The sequence below is a fragment of the Undibacterium sp. MH2W genome, from assembly GCF_049340215.1.
GTDB lineage: Bacteria > Pseudomonadota > Gammaproteobacteria > Burkholderiales > Burkholderiaceae_D > Undibacterium.
This window is the reverse complement of sequence record NZ_JBMPPA010000010.1, coordinates 110,692-125,514: the sequence shown is the minus strand read 5'-3', so window position 1 is coordinate 125,514 and position 14,823 is coordinate 110,692. Positions and strand designations below refer to the sequence as shown.

At 46.9% G+C, this 14,823-nt stretch carries 15 protein-coding genes; 7 read left to right on the top strand and 8 right to left on the bottom strand.

Features of this window, described 5'->3' with window-relative positions; all coding sequences use genetic code 11:
• Positions 1-131: 131 nt before the first annotated feature.
• Both ACO0K2_RS18380 and ACO0K2_RS18375 read left to right on the top strand, forming a co-directional pair.
• Complete coding sequence (locus ACO0K2_RS18380; RefSeq protein ID WP_423021516.1) at positions 132-344, top strand: hypothetical protein; 213 nt, start codon at positions 132-134, stop codon at positions 342-344.
• Complete coding sequence (locus ACO0K2_RS18375; RefSeq protein WP_423021515.1) at positions 337-858, top strand: hypothetical protein; 522 nt, start codon at positions 337-339, stop codon at positions 856-858. Before ACO0K2_RS18380 ends, ACO0K2_RS18375 begins: the two co-directional genes overlap by 8 nt.
• A 10-nt stretch (positions 859-868) precedes the next feature.
• Here ACO0K2_RS18375 and ACO0K2_RS18370 read toward each other — a convergent pair whose 3' ends face one another.
• On the bottom strand, positions 869-2,104 hold the full coding sequence (locus ACO0K2_RS18370; RefSeq protein ID WP_423021514.1) for a tyrosine-type recombinase/integrase: 1,236 nt from the start codon (positions 2,102-2,104) through the stop codon (positions 869-871).
• A 577-nt stretch (positions 2,105-2,681) separates the two neighbouring features.
• On the opposite strand from ACO0K2_RS18370, the gene ACO0K2_RS18365 reads away from it, so the two are divergent.
• Positions 2,682-3,482 carry a DUF2971 domain-containing protein gene (locus tag ACO0K2_RS18365; RefSeq protein WP_423021513.1) on the top strand — a complete coding sequence of 267 codons (801 nt, stop codon included), beginning with the start codon at positions 2,682-2,684 and terminating at the stop codon, positions 3,480-3,482.
• 158 nt (positions 3,483-3,640) lie between these two features.
• Here the strand turns inward: ACO0K2_RS18365 and ACO0K2_RS18360 are convergent, their stop codons facing one another.
• Positions 3,641-5,149, bottom strand: a complete 1,509-nt coding sequence (locus ACO0K2_RS18360; protein WP_423021512.1) for a leucyl aminopeptidase — start codon at positions 5,147-5,149, stop codon at positions 3,641-3,643.
• Between the two features lie 50 nt (positions 5,150-5,199).
• Here ACO0K2_RS18360 and lptF point away from each other — a divergent pair, with 50 nt between their 5' ends.
• The 4 genes from lptF to ACO0K2_RS18340 all read left to right on the top strand — a co-directional run bounded on the left by lptF (position 5,200) and on the right by ACO0K2_RS18340 (position 8,712).
• Positions 5,200-6,330, top strand: a complete 1,131-nt coding sequence (gene lptF, locus ACO0K2_RS18355) for an LPS export ABC transporter permease LptF (RefSeq protein WP_423021511.1) — start codon at positions 5,200-5,202, stop codon at positions 6,328-6,330.
• Positions 6,327-7,457 carry an LPS export ABC transporter permease LptG gene (gene lptG / locus ACO0K2_RS18350; RefSeq protein WP_423021510.1) on the top strand — a complete coding sequence of 377 codons (1,131 nt, stop codon included), beginning with the start codon at positions 6,327-6,329 and terminating at the stop codon, positions 7,455-7,457. The genes lptF and lptG overlap by 4 nt, the downstream gene beginning before the upstream one ends.
• Positions 7,457-7,828 (top strand): sirohydrochlorin chelatase, encoded by a 372-nt coding sequence (locus tag ACO0K2_RS18345; protein WP_423021509.1) that lies wholly within the window; start codon positions 7,457-7,459, stop codon positions 7,826-7,828. The genes lptG and ACO0K2_RS18345 overlap by 1 nt, the downstream gene beginning before the upstream one ends.
• Before the next feature lie 137 nt (positions 7,829-7,965).
• Positions 7,966-8,712 carry a substrate-binding periplasmic protein gene (locus ACO0K2_RS18340; RefSeq protein WP_423021508.1) on the top strand — a complete coding sequence of 249 codons (747 nt, stop codon included), beginning with the start codon at positions 7,966-7,968 and terminating at the stop codon, positions 8,710-8,712.
• 32 nt (positions 8,713-8,744) lie between these two features.
• On the opposite strand, the gene cobA is transcribed toward ACO0K2_RS18340, so the two are convergent.
• From cobA to ACO0K2_RS18310, 6 genes are all read right to left on the bottom strand, one after another.
• The gene (cobA, locus tag ACO0K2_RS18335; RefSeq protein WP_423021507.1) at positions 8,745-9,473 is read right to left on the bottom strand and encodes a uroporphyrinogen-III C-methyltransferase; all 729 of its coding nucleotides are present in this window, start codon (positions 9,471-9,473) and stop codon (positions 8,745-8,747) included.
• A 5-nt stretch (positions 9,474-9,478) separates the two neighbouring features.
• Positions 9,479-10,801 (bottom strand): sulfate adenylyltransferase subunit 1, encoded by a 1,323-nt coding sequence (locus tag ACO0K2_RS18330; RefSeq protein WP_423021506.1) that lies wholly within the window; start codon positions 10,799-10,801, stop codon positions 9,479-9,481.
• Positions 10,801-11,736 (bottom strand): sulfate adenylyltransferase subunit CysD, encoded by a 936-nt coding sequence (gene cysD, locus ACO0K2_RS18325; RefSeq protein WP_423021505.1) that lies wholly within the window; start codon positions 11,734-11,736, stop codon positions 10,801-10,803. Before cysD ends, ACO0K2_RS18330 begins: the two co-directional genes overlap by 1 nt.
• A gap of 81 nt (positions 11,737-11,817) precedes the next feature.
• Positions 11,818-12,540, bottom strand: coding sequence for a phosphoadenylyl-sulfate reductase (locus ACO0K2_RS18320; RefSeq protein ID WP_423021504.1), 723 nt, complete (start codon positions 12,538-12,540; stop codon positions 11,818-11,820).
• Entirely contained in the window at positions 12,537-13,058 is a 522-nt protein-coding gene (locus ACO0K2_RS18315) for a DUF934 domain-containing protein (protein WP_423021503.1), read from the bottom strand. Before ACO0K2_RS18315 ends, ACO0K2_RS18320 begins: the two co-directional genes overlap by 4 nt.
• Positions 13,059-13,094: 36 nt before the next feature.
• On the bottom strand, positions 13,095-14,801 hold the full coding sequence (locus ACO0K2_RS18310; protein WP_423021502.1) for a nitrite/sulfite reductase: 1,707 nt from the start codon (positions 14,799-14,801) through the stop codon (positions 13,095-13,097).
• Positions 14,802-14,823: the final 22 nt, after the last annotated feature.

Genomic DNA, 14,823 nt, shown 5'->3' with positions numbered 1-14,823 from the left:
TTCAAAAATGGAGCGTTCGATCCAATTCAGTTTGCTACATCGTTTTCATTAATGATGGGTGGGCTCGCTGTATTGGCTGGTGGCGTGGCACTTAAAGCAAAGACAGATACGTAAACTTAAGGGGGGGCATTATGAAAACCGATTTCAAGAAGTTGGCACAAGAAGGACGCTCTTTTATAGCTGGGGCGGTGGTGTCGGCGGCAATCTCAGCTGCCACATTTATTCCAGTTGATAAGCTCATTATTGTCTGGGGTGCATTCGCACTTGGACTCATCGCCGGCACGCTTGCTTACACGATGATCGATATTGAAGAAGACATCGGCGATGGGGATAACAATGCTTAATATCACCGGACTTTATGCTCGGCTTGCAGGTCTCAGCGCTGCAAGCCTTCTGCTGCTGGGCGGAGCTTGGTATTGCCATCATCTTGGGTACCAGTCTGGATCCAAAGATGTGCAAAAAATATTTGATCAGTACAAAGCCGCTGAAAACCAAGCAGAACTCGCCGCGATTGCCAAACGAAATGCTGACAACCAAGCATTAGCAACGGCACAAGCCGAAACCAATCAAATCATCAAAAAGGGGTATTCAAATGAAATTACGCATAACAATGCTTTGCATAGTGCTGTGCTTAGCAGCTTGCGCACCTATGGTACCGGCGGTCAAGGTCGCGGATCTGCCACAACCACCCAAGCCACAAGTGCCTCAAGTACTAATGAAGCCATTGCCGGAGTCGGGCTGGTTTCAGACACAAGGCTGCAAGATATATTCACTCTCTTGCAACGTGCCGACGAAGTAAGCGTACAGTGTAGGGCACTTCAACAATTTGATGCCGATAATGGATTCTTCATAGATTAAATTAATTTATTTAAGACGACAATCCAGATCCAGTCTCAATTTCATCTATAAATTTTGCCCAGAGCTCAAGTGCAGTACGGCGCTCTGGGATATCTGTTCGTACATCATAAATACCATCCATTCCTTGTAATTTATGATTCAGTGCAAGTTCAGAAATTTCTTTACTGACTCCTAAATTTCGCATGTGACCCTTAGCAGTACTTCGCGTATCGTGGGGTGTAAATTTTCTTGACTCAATCTCCCCTCGTTCAAACGCTCTCGTAATTGCAGCCCAAAGTGTTGTGGGGCCAACGTGACTGTCTCCACCCCTCATTCTTCGGTCGTCTCGAGCGGGTAAGACATATTCAGATGATCCGGCATATTCTTTAAGCTCTAAAAACCATTTTTCTACGGTTGGAGTTAGTGGAACAAGAAAACCTTGTCTTGTTTTGACGGCATCGTCATGAACGATCCATGTTTTTTTGTTGAAATCAATATCTTGCCATTTTGCTTTCGTCAACTCGATAGAGCGAACGCAAGTTGCAAGCAGTATCCGGAATGCCAATGCATTCTGAGTTCCAATAAATTCAATGTTGGAAAGCACGGATCTGATTTCCTGCGTAGTCAACATAATTCGCTTTTTGACTTTTGGTTTTGCACCCAGCAACGCTGTTAACTTTACCCCTGTACATGGATTTGAAGGAATTAATTTCTTTGCAATCGCATGGTCGAAAAGTTTTCCAAGTGTTATTAATATCCTACGGTTTATCGTCCATGTTCGGCCAGTGTTCTCAATGACATAGACAATATCTGCAGGTGTAATTAATTGAACTTCTAGACTTCCTAATTTTGGTCTGACGATATTTTCAATGTCCCACTTTCGATAATAGAGTGTGCTATTTGAATAGTTTTCCGGAGTTAGTTGTTTATCTAAGTAGTCATCTACAAGTCGATTTACCGTCCATGTTAACGCAGTCCGCATTTTGCTCAGCTGCTTATTTGCAGCAGGATCACCGCCTTGATCGATGTTTACTCGGTGTTCTCTGGCTAGTTTTCGAGCTGCTGCTAATGTTAAGTCGGGATAATTACCAAGCGTAAGTTCCTTGGGTCTTCCTGCTCGCATATAACGTAGCACAAACGTAGCGGTCCCCGCTTTTGAGAGGGTAAAAGTCAGTCCGCCACCATCAGTTTTGGCTAACGGTGTTCCTGCAGTAAGCCATCTTTTTATTTGAAGATCATCAAGTAGATTGATTCCGCGCTTGGCCATAAAGATACTTTTAATTTGTAGTTAGTCGTCAAATTTGTTTCTAGCTACAAATCTAGCTACAAATGAATGTAGAGATTTAGTGAAACAAAGTGAGACATTAAACTACAACTAACCTAGCGACGTACAGATGTAAACCATAAAAATGAGACGACCTGCAACAAGTTGGGACAACTTTTGAACTTGCAGGTAGTGATTTTCATATTGGTTGCTCTTGGATTGGTAAGTATTTGTAAAGGATTGGTGGTGAAAATGGTGTTGCTTAATATCCCGATGACTCAGGTGAAAAGTATATTTTTATTTCAGCCATCTATTATAAGACGTAAAAATTTACTACTTCGTTTATTCACTAATATAGAGAGATACATGTAAGAAAGAGAATATTCAATTTGCTATAATTGATATATTTATGGCAATTCTCAGTGAGATTGTTATTGCGCTCTTGTTTTGGGAGAGGCGGCTCTTCCGAGAAAAATGTTCAATATCAATATTGAATTTCAAACCTTCTGGCGAGAGTTGGTTGTGTTCAAGTTTATTTGTTTGGGCGGGGAATTATTCTGTTTTTTAATTTGGAGATGTAATGTCTGAACACAATCCGACGTATTTATATAAATATCGCCCCGTTACCGATACCAAAAATTTGAAAGATGATCTCAATCTAAAAGCGCTATTTTCGTGCGAGGCAGTTTTTTCTGGACGTAAAGCTTTTAATGATTTATTTGATTCAAAGGTTCATTTCATTAAACCCACTCCGAGACAATTCAAAGCGTTGATACAACAGTCAAATGGGAAAACTGCGACTAAACTAAAAAAATTTATAGCCAAGGGTAAATTCACATATGAAGGAGACATGTATGTGATGAAAGAAACTGAAAAATTGAACAACTTGATCGATAGTTATCGTTTTTATTGTTTTTCAGCAAATCCAGTTAGTAATTTGATGTGGTCACACTATGCCGATTGTCATAGAGGTTTTTGTATCGAATTTAAGTGGGATTATTTTAAACCTGATAAGATCGATTACGCAGATCAAATTCCAGAATTTGATTTGATAAAATTTTTTGGTTTGGAGCTGCGAGAAAATTCAAATACCGGTATTGAAATATGGAACTGCCTAAGAACAAAATTGAATGAATGGCGTTACGAAGAAGAATATCGGTTTCAGGCAAGTAATGCGATGAGGGAGTTTGGTATTCCTATAGAATCCAATACCGAAATTGAGAAATATCTATATCCTCAAGATGCGGTTGAATCGATAATTTTTGGATGCAAAATGCCAGCTAGTACGAAGAAATTTATCAAGGATGAAATCCCATTCAAAGTAAAATTTAAACAGGCGAAAGAATTGAAAAGTAGTATTCAAATTGTTGATGACGAGTGAGATATCTATCAATGTCCATCGACGTAATTTGGTGCTAGGTTTAAATATTGTATTGGACCATTCCCGAATGGTTCTTTTGCTTTCTTCCTGTTCTAAAAAAAGAGCCGTGTCTTTTTAGGACACGGCTACTTTGGGTGAACGGTTAAACTATTTTTTAATCAACCAGCACGATTAATCAAGAACGTCGTCAACAATGGCACTGGACGGCCTGTAGAGCCTTTCGCTGCGCCGGATTTCCATGCGGTGCCAGCGATGTCTAAGTGAGCCCATGTGTATTTCTTAGTGAAGCGCTCCAAGAAGCATGCGGCGGTGATGCTGCCACCAGCAGGGCCACCAATGTTTGCCATGTCAGCAAAATTGGATTTGAGCTGCTCGTTGTATGCTTCTTCGATTGGCATGCGCCATGCGGTGTCACCAGTTTGTTTGCCAGCTGCCAGCAATTCTTCTGCCAGTGCGTCATGTTTGTCGTCGTGGCGTGTGAAGAGGCCGCTGTTGTGGTGACCTAAGGAGGTTACGCAAGCGCCAGTCAGTGTCGCTACGTCGACAACGGCTGCTGGGTTGAAGCGTTCAGCGTAGGTGAGGGCGTCACACAGGATCAGGCGACCTTCGGCATCCGTATTGAGGATTTCGATGGTTTGGCCGGACATGGACGTAACGATGTCGCCTGGGCGTGTTGCGGAGCCAGAAGGCATGTTTTCGCAGCTTGGAACAACCGCAATGACGTTGAGCTTGAGCTTCATTTCACCGATGGCGCGCATGGTGCCGATAACAGAAGCAGCGCCGCCCATGTCGTATTTCATTTCGTCCATGCCTGCACCTGGTTTCAGGGAGATGCCGCCGGAGTCAAATGTGATGCCCTTACCGACCAAGACGACAGGTGCGTCTTTAACTTTGCCGCCCATGTGTTTGAGGACGATAAATTTTGGTGGTTCTACGGTGCCGTTTGTGACGGACAAGAAGCTACCCATTTTGAGCGCCTGGAGTTGTTTGCGATCCAGGATTTCGACGCCCATTTTGTAATCTGCGGCAATTTTTTTAGCGGTGTTGGCTAAATAGGTCGGTGTGCAGATGTTTGGTGGCAAATTGCCTAATTCTTTCGTTAAATCCATGCCGTTCGCTAAAGCGATGCTTTGGACGAGGGCGGATTTGGCTAATGCGCCTTCTGTGCTTGCAACAGCGATGGCGATTTTTTTAACGCCAGTGTTTGTTGTGTCTTTTTTACTTTTCAGACCATCAGCGCGGAAAATGCTCTCGCGGAAGGCGAGAACCGCAGCGCGGATAGAGGAGGAGATGTCGCGGTCTTTGATCGCTGGCAGAGAAACCACAGCGTCGTTTGAACCTAAATGAGACAGCGTACGTGCTGCCGCTGCAACCGCTTGTTGGTAGGCTTTTTCTGTGATTGTGCTGCCTTCTTCGCCTAAGCCGACGAGTAAAACCCGTTCAGCAGCGATATCAGCGATATTGCGCAACAATAAAGATGAGCCGATTTTGCCCGAAATGTCACCGGATTTCAGTGCAGCAGCAATAGCGCCGTGCTGATCCAGACCTGCTGCCGCGGCAGAAAGTTTTTTATTTTCGAATACACCAACTACAATACAGCCTGTTTTAATGGCCTTGTGGGCAGTTGAGGCACTTTTTGCGTCGATTGTTTTTATGCTAAAGTCCACGTATTACTCCTCTTGGTAAGTCTCGTAAAACAGACATTATAATCCTTCTCATGATTTTTCAACGCGCGCTTCGTCGTGAATTGCTCAGCGCCGCTGGCGCAGTCTTCACAACTTTGTTTACCATCACCATTACAGTGATGCTAATTAAGATCCTCGGCCAGGCCGCAGGCGGTAAAGTCGCGTCCAGTGACGTGGTGGCGCTGATTGGCTTCACCTCGCTGATGTACCTCCCTGTATTATTGATTTTAACGGGTTTTATCGCTGTTTTGCTGGTGGTGACCCGTGCCTACCAAGATTCAGAGATGGTGGTCTGGTTTTCGTCTGGACTGAGCCTGACAGAATGGATCTCTCCTGTATTGCGGTTTGGTGCGCCAATCATTTTTTTGACGGCTTTACTCAGTTTTGTGGTCACACCGTGGGCTAGCCAGCAAAGTTCAGAGTTTAGAGAACGCTACGACAAACGTTCAGATATTGCCAAAGTGTCACCAGGTAAGTTTCAGGAATCATCGTCATCCAACCGGATTTTTTTCGTTGAAGAAGTGACGGGCGATCTCAGCAAAGTACAAAATATTTTTATTAATACGATTCATGACGGTCGCTCTAGCATTGTGGTGGCGAAAGAGGGCGTGATTGAAATCGATAAGTTTGGCGACAAGTTTCTGGTGATGAGCAAAGGTCGTCGGTACGACGGTTTGCCGACTGCGCCGGATTTTCAGATGATGCAGTTTGAGAAATATGGTGTGTTGGTATCGAGCCAGAACGGTACCGTTGTCGGCGATAATTCGGCGAAATCGATGCCCTTACAACTGCTCTTGCAGGACATGGACGCCGTCAAAAAAGCCGAATTATTGTGGCGGATTTCGTTGCCGATTATGTGTGCCTTATTGATGCTTGCCGCTATTCCGCTTGGCTTTGTGAATCCAAGGGTAGGGCGTTCGGCGAATTTGATTGTGGCGTTGCTGTCGGTGATTATTTACCTCAATATCGTCAATATCTCTCAAGCCACCGTATCGCAAGGACGCAGCGAGTTCTCGATGACGTGGTGGCCGGTGCATTTGGCGGTGTTGGTATCCGTGATCTCGCTGTTTGCATGGCGTTTAAAGGTCAATAGCCGGTGGCATCCGTTGGTGATGTGGTCGAGATGTAAAGCAGGTTTACGTGGAAAAGAAAAATTAGCATGAGAATTTTGCAGCGGTATTTTGGCACTGAGATTATTCGTGCAGTCTTGTTTGTCATGCTGGCGCTATTGGCGTTGTTTTCCTTTTTTGACTTGATGGCGGAGCTACCATCGGTCAATAAAGGTGGGTACAAAATTCAGCATGCGATTTGGTATGTTTGCCTGGGCTTACCTGGATATGTATATGAATTTATGCCGATCGCGGTATTGATCGGCACCATCTATGTGTTGTCGCAGTTTGCGTCTAATTCCGAATTCACGATCATGCGCGCCGCGAGTATGTCGACACTCATGGCAGCCAATATGTTGATCAAAATTGGCTTGTTGTTCGTCGTGTTGACGTTTATTTTTGGTGAATTAATTGCGCCAAGTTCCAGCAAGTTTGCAGAGGCTATGAAGCTCACGGCCTTGGGTGCCGCCGAATCGCAAGAGTTTAGAACGGGCTTATGGACCAAAGATTTAATTCGCGAAAACGGCCTCAAAGGCAACATCATTGGTTCGCGCTTTTTGAATGTGAAAGAGATTCTGCCGAATCACCAACTCAACGAAGTGAAGATGTATGAATTTGACAAGAATTTTCATCTGGTTCGTGAAGTGACGGCAAAGAACGCGACCTATCAGGGTAAGAACGTATGGCGTCTTTTTGATGTGAACGAGACCTCGTTTCCGATGACCTTGTCCGCAGAAGATATTACCAACGTTAAAAGTCAGCAATGGAATTCGCAGGATGTTATTTCTGAGGTGACGCCGGATATTTTATCGGTGCTGTTTGCTGATCCAGACCGCATGTCGGCAATCGATCTGGCATCGTTCACGCAGCACTTGGCAGAGAATAAGCAAGATAACGAACGCTATCTGATTGCTTTTTGGAAGAAGATCACGTACCCCTTTGCGACACTCGTGATGATGGCGCTGGCGTTGCCGTTCGCCTATCTGCATGTGCGTAGCGGCGGAACGAGCTTGAAGATTTTTAGTGGCATTATGATTGGGATGGTGTTTTATTTAATTAACTCACTTTTTTCTCACTTAGGAATGCTGAATACCTGGCCGCCAGTATTTACCGCGTTGGTTCCTAGCTTCTTATTTTTGGGACTCGCCTTACTGGGTCTACGTTACGTCGAAAGAAATTAATGAGTAAAAAATCTGCCTTGATTTTGTTTGCGCATGGTGCCCGAGATCCCCGCTGGGCAGCGCCATTTCAACGTTTGCAAACAATGACGCAGTTAAGCCTGCCTGACGTTGCGGTAGAACTTGCCTTTTTGGAGTTTATGACGCCGACGTTGCCGGATTTGGTGGCAACACTGGTTGAGCAAGGCTGCGAGCAAGTCACCGTCTCACCGATTTTTCTCGGTCAGGGCGGGCATGTGTTGCGTGATTTACCCATTTTGCTCGATGAATTACGAACTCGTTATCCATCGCTGACGATCAAGTTAGCGACAGCCGTCGGCGAGGAAGAGAGCGTTTTGCAAGCCATTCGCGACTATTGCATCAGCCTTGTCTGATTTTGTATCGTCGCCAAGCCTTGCTGATTTGTTCGACTGAGTGACATCTTCACATAAAAATCTGTTGATATTTTGTATTTTCAGTCTATTGTCTTATTATTGATTGCACCAATTTGAAGCGTCCTTTTAGGGAAATAATGTCGATATTTCGATTCTTTTTTTGCCTGTTTGCGCTCTTCTCCTTACCCGTCCATGCGGCACAAGTGTATGCCGTGGGGACGGAATTTGCCCGTATTTTTGAGCGCAACGCTGACGGGGATTTTGTGGGTCTTGGTGTTGATATTATTCGTGCAATCGCTAAGCAAAATGGCGATACCGTGACTTTCGATATCTTCCCTTGGCGGCGAGCACAAACGATGGTCGAGAACGGTCAGGCGCAGATCTTGATTGGCCCCTACAAGACGCCTGAGCGGGAAACCCGTTTTTCATTCGCGCAAAAGCCCTTTTACCAAGATGTGATGGCGTTTTATATTCGACGTGAGCTCCCTGTGCTCAGTTGGGATGGAAACTACCTGTCTCTCACCAGTAACAGGGTGGCAGTGATTAATGGCTGGGTCTATGGGCCAAAATTCGAAGCTGCTAGAGCAGCATTGAAGCCAGAGATCGCTAACTCATTAGAGAATGGGTTGAATATGTTAGTGGCGAAACGGATCGATTATCTGGCAACCAATTTGCGTAACTCTGAAGCGTTGCTGAATAAAATGGGGCTTTCCGGCAAGGTGTTGATTTTGCAGCCGTTTATCGATCGTCAGGATGGATTTATGGCGTATTGCAAAACTACCTGTGATGCTCTTCGTACTCGGTATGATGAGTTATTTGATCAACTGAGGGCATCAAATTCGTTACAGGATATGGCCCGTAAATACGATGTACGGTTGCCTTAGCGCATAACGTACTGCTATTGAAGTGAGTGCCGTTATTGGTGCATCTCTTTGCGTTGACGGGGGCGCATTGCTTCACCCATCATGACCAGTACGGGGCCAGTGCTCATCGGGAGGCCCTGTGATAATTGTTGTAGACTCAGCGACACGCTGCGTTCATCCTCACGACTACAGTTTTCAATCACGATCACTGGTAATGTAGGTGAAAAACCTGCTGCCAGCATTCTTTGCGCAGTCAACATCGCTTCGCGCCCACCCATGTATTGTACGAGTGTGTCGCATTCAGGAATACGGGTGTCTGCGGTCTCTCCGGGGGCTGTGCTGGACGTAAATAAAGCGACGCTACGGGCGATGCCACGTTTTGTGAGTGGTTGCTTGACACTCGCTGCGGCAGCCAGTGCCGTCGTGATGCCCGGCACGATGTCATACGCAATGCCAACAGATTCTAGTGCATTGAGTTCTTCGTCGGCGCGACCAAATAACATCGGATCACCACCTTTAAGGCGCACAACGACGGCGTACTGTCGTGCACAGGCGATCAGTTGTTCATTGATATGTTCTTGCGCAGCGGAGCGTTGACCGCTTCGCTTGCCGACGGAGATTTTGACTGCCTGAGGGCAGAGCGCCAGCATGTCAGGTGTGACGAGGGCGTCGTATAGCACAACGTCCGCTTGTGATAACAGCCGGGCACCGCGGACGGTAATTAAGTCCGCAGCACCAGGTCCTGCGCCGATCAGATAAACTTTGCCGAAAGGCGCTGTCATGGGGGTTACTCCTCGATACGTATCATGCCTGCTGCAACGGTTTGGTGCGTGACTTCATCGATCAGAATGAAGGCACCTGTTGACCGCAGTTTATCATACGCATCGGCCGCTAAAGCCTGTTGCACGTTCAGTGTAACCGTAGCAATGTCGTTTAATTTCAGGCTTGTTGCTGGACGACGTTCCTGCGTGTTGATGTCAAGGAGAGTATCAACAGCAGCAACACGTGCCGCTACTTGCTTGGTGGTGTGTTTGAGCCAGTATTTGCGGCGAACGTCCAGCGCATCTTCGGATAACCAGCAAAGATCGGCTTTGACCGTCTTTAATTGCGTTGCTGGACGATCCGCACCGGCAAGCATGTCGCCACGAGAAATATCGAGGTACTCATTCAACAGCAGCGTGACGGATTGACCTACTACAGCGGTCTCTAAGGAGCCGTCTAATGTCAGAATATCTTTGACAGTGGCGACTTGGCCGCTTGGTTGCACGACCAGTTGATCGCCTTTACTGACTTTGCCAGCTTCAATACGTCCCATATAACCACGGAAGTCATTGGCTTCATGGCCGTTATGACGAGCGACTAATTGTACCGGGAAGCGGAATGGCTCATCGTGGCACGCATCATAAACGCTCAGAGATTCGAGCAAGTCAATCAGCGTGGGTCCTTGGTACCAAGGCATCTTGTCTGTGGCGGTCACGACGTTGTCACCAGCCAGTGCAGATAAAGGCACAGCGTGGACAGTTGTTAAGCCAAGTTGGTCGGCGAATTTTTTGTATTCAGCGACGATACGGTCGTAAACGGTCTGATCATAATTGACCAAGTCCATTTTGTTGACTGCAACAATCACGTGCTCAATTTTAAGTAAATGCGCAATGGTGGAGTGGCGTTTGGTTTGTACTAGCAGATCCACGCTACCGTCATCGTTGAGCTTCACTTTGGATACGTCGACCAGAATAACGACGGCATCCGCGGTAGAGGCGCCAGTGACCATGTTACGTGTGTATTGTTCGTGACCTGGTGTATCGGCAATGATGAATTTGCGTTTTGGTGTAGCGAAATAGCGGTATGCAACGTCAATCGTAATCCCTTGCTCGCGCTCTGCTTCCAGGCCATCAGTCAGCAACGATAAATCGATCGTATCGCCGACAGTGCGCTTATGTTTTGCGCGGGAAATCGCATCGAGCTGATCAGCGAAAATGCCTTTGCTGTCAAACAAAAGGCGACCGATCAGGGTACTTTTTCCATCATCGACAGAACCAGCAGTAATGAAACGCAGTAAGCCGCGCTCTTTGGACAGGCTGGCGCTGACTTGTTCTTCAATGGCATTCATTAGAAATATCCTTCTTTTTTACGTTTTTCCATCGATGCTTCAGAGGTCTGATCATCCATGCGGGTAGCACCGCGTTCTGTAATTTGTGTAATGGCTGTTTCAGCGATAATGGCTTCGACCGTGGCGGCGTCAGATGACACGGGGCAGGTGCAAGAAATATCGCCTACTGTCCGGAAACGAACGATTTGTGTCTCAACAGTTTCGCCTTCGCGTGGTGGTGTCAGGTCTGTCAATGGTACCAACAGGCCGTTACGTGGAATGACTTGACGCTCATGCGCGAAATAAATTTGCGGCAATTCCAGTTTTTCACGGGCGATGTATTGCCAAACGTCGAGTTCTGTCCAATTAGAGATAGGGAACACGCGCATGTTTTCACCAGGGTGTACACGGGTGTTGTACAGATCCCATAATTCAGGACGCTGTGCTTTTGGATTCCATTGACCGAATTCATCACGGAAAGAAAAGATACGTTCTTTCGCACGGGCTTTTTCTTCATCGCGACGAGCGCCGCCGATACATGCGTCGAATTGATGTTCTGCGATGGTTTCGAGCAGCGTCACTGCCTGCGCTGCGTTACGTGAGTCTGTCGCAGGGTTACGGAGACGCACTGTGCCGCGACGAATTGATTCTTCAACGGAGCCCACGATCAAACGCTCACCGAGTTCTGCCACGCGCTTGTCGCGGAAAGCAATCACTTCTGGGAAGTTATGACCGGTGTCGATGTGTACTAACGGGAAAGGAAATTTACCCGGACGGAATGCTTTTTCCGCCAACCGCAGCAAGACGATAGAGTCTTTACCACCCGAGAACAACAAGGCCGGATTGCCGCACTCTGCTGCAACTTCGCGCATGATGTGGATGGCTTCTGACTCTAGCCAATCCAGATGGCGATTGCTCGCTGCATCAATAAAATTTTTTTCTGCGACTGTATTCATAATCACTTCTCAATGTAATCAGCGTACTTTTGATAAGACGTTCAATGCTGCTTGCTTATGTATTGCTTATGGATTGCTTCTTTATGCCTTGTTGATCCGCACCAACTTGCCATCGACCACGTGCAAACCGCATTCTTTGGACTCTGGATTTTCCCACCACCAACGACCTGCACGGACATCTTCACCAGGCTGGATCGCGCGTGTGCACGGTTCGCAGCCGATCGATGGATACGACTTGTCGTGCAGTGGGTTGTACGGCACGTTGTTACTACGGATGTAGTGCCATACATCCTCTTCGGACCAGTCTGCAAGCGGATTAAACTTTTGCATACCGTGTGCGACGTCATCTTCTTGCACCGCAAGTTCGGTGCGGGTAGCGGCTTGGCTACGGCGCTGACCAGTCACCCATGCTTTCTTACCAGCCAGTGCGCGGTTGAGTGGTTCTACCTTGCGAATCCGGCAGCACTCTTTACGCATTTCAACGCTGTCATAGAACGCGTTTAAACCATGCTGCGTAACGTACTGATCGACTGCCGCTTGCGCTGGCTTATAGAGCGTAATGTCTGCACCGTAGACCGACTTAATTTTGTCAATCATGCCCAGCGTCTCTGCATGCAGGCGACCAGTTTCAAGCGAGAAAATTCCAATCGATAATTGGTTGCGTAAGATCAGATCCGTTAAGACCATATCCTCTGCCGCGAGGCTAGATGCAAAGACGGCGGGACTAAACTCTTGCGCAATCTTTTCTAAGATGGATTGCGTGGTTGCTAGGCGCTCGTCAAAGCCCGGTTGCTGGTTGCTCATACGCCAGCCCCTGTGCGTTCAGCACGACGGAATAAAGGATTTTTTTCATCCCATGATGTTTGGTATTTTTCTGAAAAATCAGTCAAACCTTTAATGGCATCATGGATGTTTTTATCGGCTCTCACGGCAAAGGCATTGAAGCCTACGCGTTGCATGTAAAACAGTTGGTCTCGCAACACGTCACCAATCGCACGTAACTCGCCAGTAAAACCAAAGCGTGAACGCAGGTTAAACGCAATAGAGTAGCCCCGACCATCAGAAAATTTCGGGAAATTCACTGCCAGCAAACTAAAACGGGCGATGTCGTCTTTCAAGTCTTTCGCTTGTTCGTCACTGTTAAACCAGACGCTGATATCGTCACGTTTGACCAGTGTTTCTCTTTGCAATAACCATACTTGCAGCGGAACAATCGTCTTCCCTGCAGGTACTTCAACTGCGTCAGGTGTTTGTTCTTCGGTCAACCGCAAAACGGTCCAATCATCGCTAACGATGGCTTTATCTTTGATAATGTCTGTCATGATATGTTCTCTGCTCTCGTATCGGTTGCGACGACGTTAGTAAGACACAACGGAACCTGCGTCCTCGCCGTGATGCTCAGTCGTTTTGATCGGTGTGGCGTACACAAATTCTTTAAATGGTGTAATGCCAAGGCGTTGTGTCGTATCGATAAAACGCTCATTTTCTAATCGTTCGCGCAGATAAACCTGAATGATACGTTCGATCACTTCTGGCATCTGACCCGCAGAGAAGGAAGGGCCGATAATCTTACCGATCGCAGCTTGATTTCCTTGTGCGCCACCAATTGACACTTGGTACCACTCACTGCCATCTTTATCCACACCAAGGATGCCGATATTGCCAACGTGATGATGACCGCAGGCATTGATACAACCAGACATATTCAATTCGATATCACCGATGTCATGCAGGTAATCCAGATCGTTAAAACGGTCTGTGATGTCGAGCGCGATAGGAATCGATTTGGCGTTGGCCAATGCACAGAAGTCACCGCCAGGGCAGCAAATCATATCGGTCAACAGGCCAATATTGGGTGTTGCTAAACCATGGGATTTTGCATCTTGCCACACGGCGAACAAGTCGCTCTGTTTAACATCTGCTAACACCAAGTTCTGTTCGTGCGTGACACGCAATTCGTCGAAGCTATATTTGTCTGCGAGATCAGCGATGAAGTCCATCTGTTCTGCAGTCGCATCTCCGGGAGGAACGCCCGGTTTTTTCAGTGATAAAACGACGGCATTGTAGCCCGCCACTTTATGCGGTTTGACGTTGCGCTTGACCCAGTTGGCAAACGCTTTGTTTTGCTCTTTCTGTTGCTCAAACGTAGCATCTTGCGCAGGCAAGTTCTCATAGTCTGGTGTGCTGAAAAAGCTCGCAACGCGTTTTAATTCCGCTTCTGTCAGTGTTGCTGGGCCATCTTTAATGTCTGCCCATTCTTCTTCGACTTGTTTGGCGAAGACGTCAGCACCAATCGCTTTGACGAGAATTTTGATGCGTGCTTTGTATTTGTTATCGCGACGACCGTATTGGTTATAGATACGCAGAATGGCTTCTAAATAGGTCATCACGTGCTGCCATGGCAAAAACTCGCGGATAACGCTACCCAGAATCGGTGTACGGCCCATACCGCCGCCAACCATCACTCTAAAGCCCACTTCGCCTGCTTCGTTATGCACAACGGTCAAGCCAATATCGTGTACCGCAATCGCAGCACGGTCTTCTTTGGAACCATTGATCGCAATTTTAAATTTGCGTGGCAGGTAGGCGAATTCTGGATGGAATGTGGTCCATTGGCGCAGAATCTCAGCGTAAGCACGTGGATCGATCACTTCATCTGCGGCAACGCCAGCAAATTCGTCGGAGGTAATATTGCGCATGCAGTTACCCGACGTTTGAATGGCGTGCATTTCGACTTTGGACAAATGCTCAAGAATATCCGGTGCATCTTCCAGATTGATCCAGTTATATTGGATATTTTGGCGGGTCGTGAAGTGACCATAACCACGATCATACTTGCGCGCGATTAGCGCAAACACGCGCATCTGCTCTGAGGACAACATGCCGTAAGGGACAGCCACCCGCAACATATAAGCGTGACGTTGGAAGTACAAACCATTTTGCAAACGTAATGGTAAAAATTCTTCTTCGGTTAGTTCATTGGCAAGACGACGGCGCACCTGATCACGAAATTGTGCGATACGTTCTTTGATGATCTGATGATCGTGGTGGTCATAACGGTACATCTTTTTGTCCTCACAATGCGCT

Coding starts and splice junctions, on each gene's coding strand:
- ACO0K2_RS18380 (WP_423021516.1), top strand. CDS start 132: ATGAAAACCGATTTCAAGAAGTTGGCACAAGAAGGACGCTCTTTTATA.
- ACO0K2_RS18375 (WP_423021515.1), top strand. CDS start 337: ATGCTTAATATCACCGGACTTTATGCTCGGCTTGCAGGTCTCAGCGCT.
- ACO0K2_RS18370 (WP_423021514.1), bottom strand. CDS start 2,104: ATGGCCAAGCGCGGAATCAATCTACTTGATGATCTTCAAATAAAAAGA.
- ACO0K2_RS18365 (WP_423021513.1), top strand. CDS start 2,682: ATGTCTGAACACAATCCGACGTATTTATATAAATATCGCCCCGTTACC.
- lptF (WP_423021511.1), top strand. CDS start 5,200: ATGATTTTTCAACGCGCGCTTCGTCGTGAATTGCTCAGCGCCGCTGGC.
- lptG (WP_423021510.1), top strand. CDS start 6,327: ATGAGAATTTTGCAGCGGTATTTTGGCACTGAGATTATTCGTGCAGTC.
- ACO0K2_RS18345 (WP_423021509.1), top strand. CDS start 7,457: ATGAGTAAAAAATCTGCCTTGATTTTGTTTGCGCATGGTGCCCGAGAT.
- ACO0K2_RS18340 (WP_423021508.1), top strand. CDS start 7,966: ATGTCGATATTTCGATTCTTTTTTTGCCTGTTTGCGCTCTTCTCCTTA.
- cobA (WP_423021507.1), bottom strand. CDS start 9,473: ATGACAGCGCCTTTCGGCAAAGTTTATCTGATCGGCGCAGGACCTGGT.
- ACO0K2_RS18330 (WP_423021506.1), bottom strand. CDS start 10,801: ATGAATGCCATTGAAGAACAAGTCAGCGCCAGCCTGTCCAAAGAGCGC.
- cysD (WP_423021505.1), bottom strand. CDS start 11,736: ATGAATACAGTCGCAGAAAAAAATTTTATTGATGCAGCGAGCAATCGC.
- ACO0K2_RS18320 (WP_423021504.1), bottom strand. CDS start 12,540: ATGAGCAACCAGCAACCGGGCTTTGACGAGCGCCTAGCAACCACGCAA.
- ACO0K2_RS18315 (WP_423021503.1), bottom strand. CDS start 13,058: ATGACAGACATTATCAAAGATAAAGCCATCGTTAGCGATGATTGGACC.
- ACO0K2_RS18310 (WP_423021502.1), bottom strand. CDS start 14,801: ATGTACCGTTATGACCACCACGATCATCAGATCATCAAAGAACGTATC.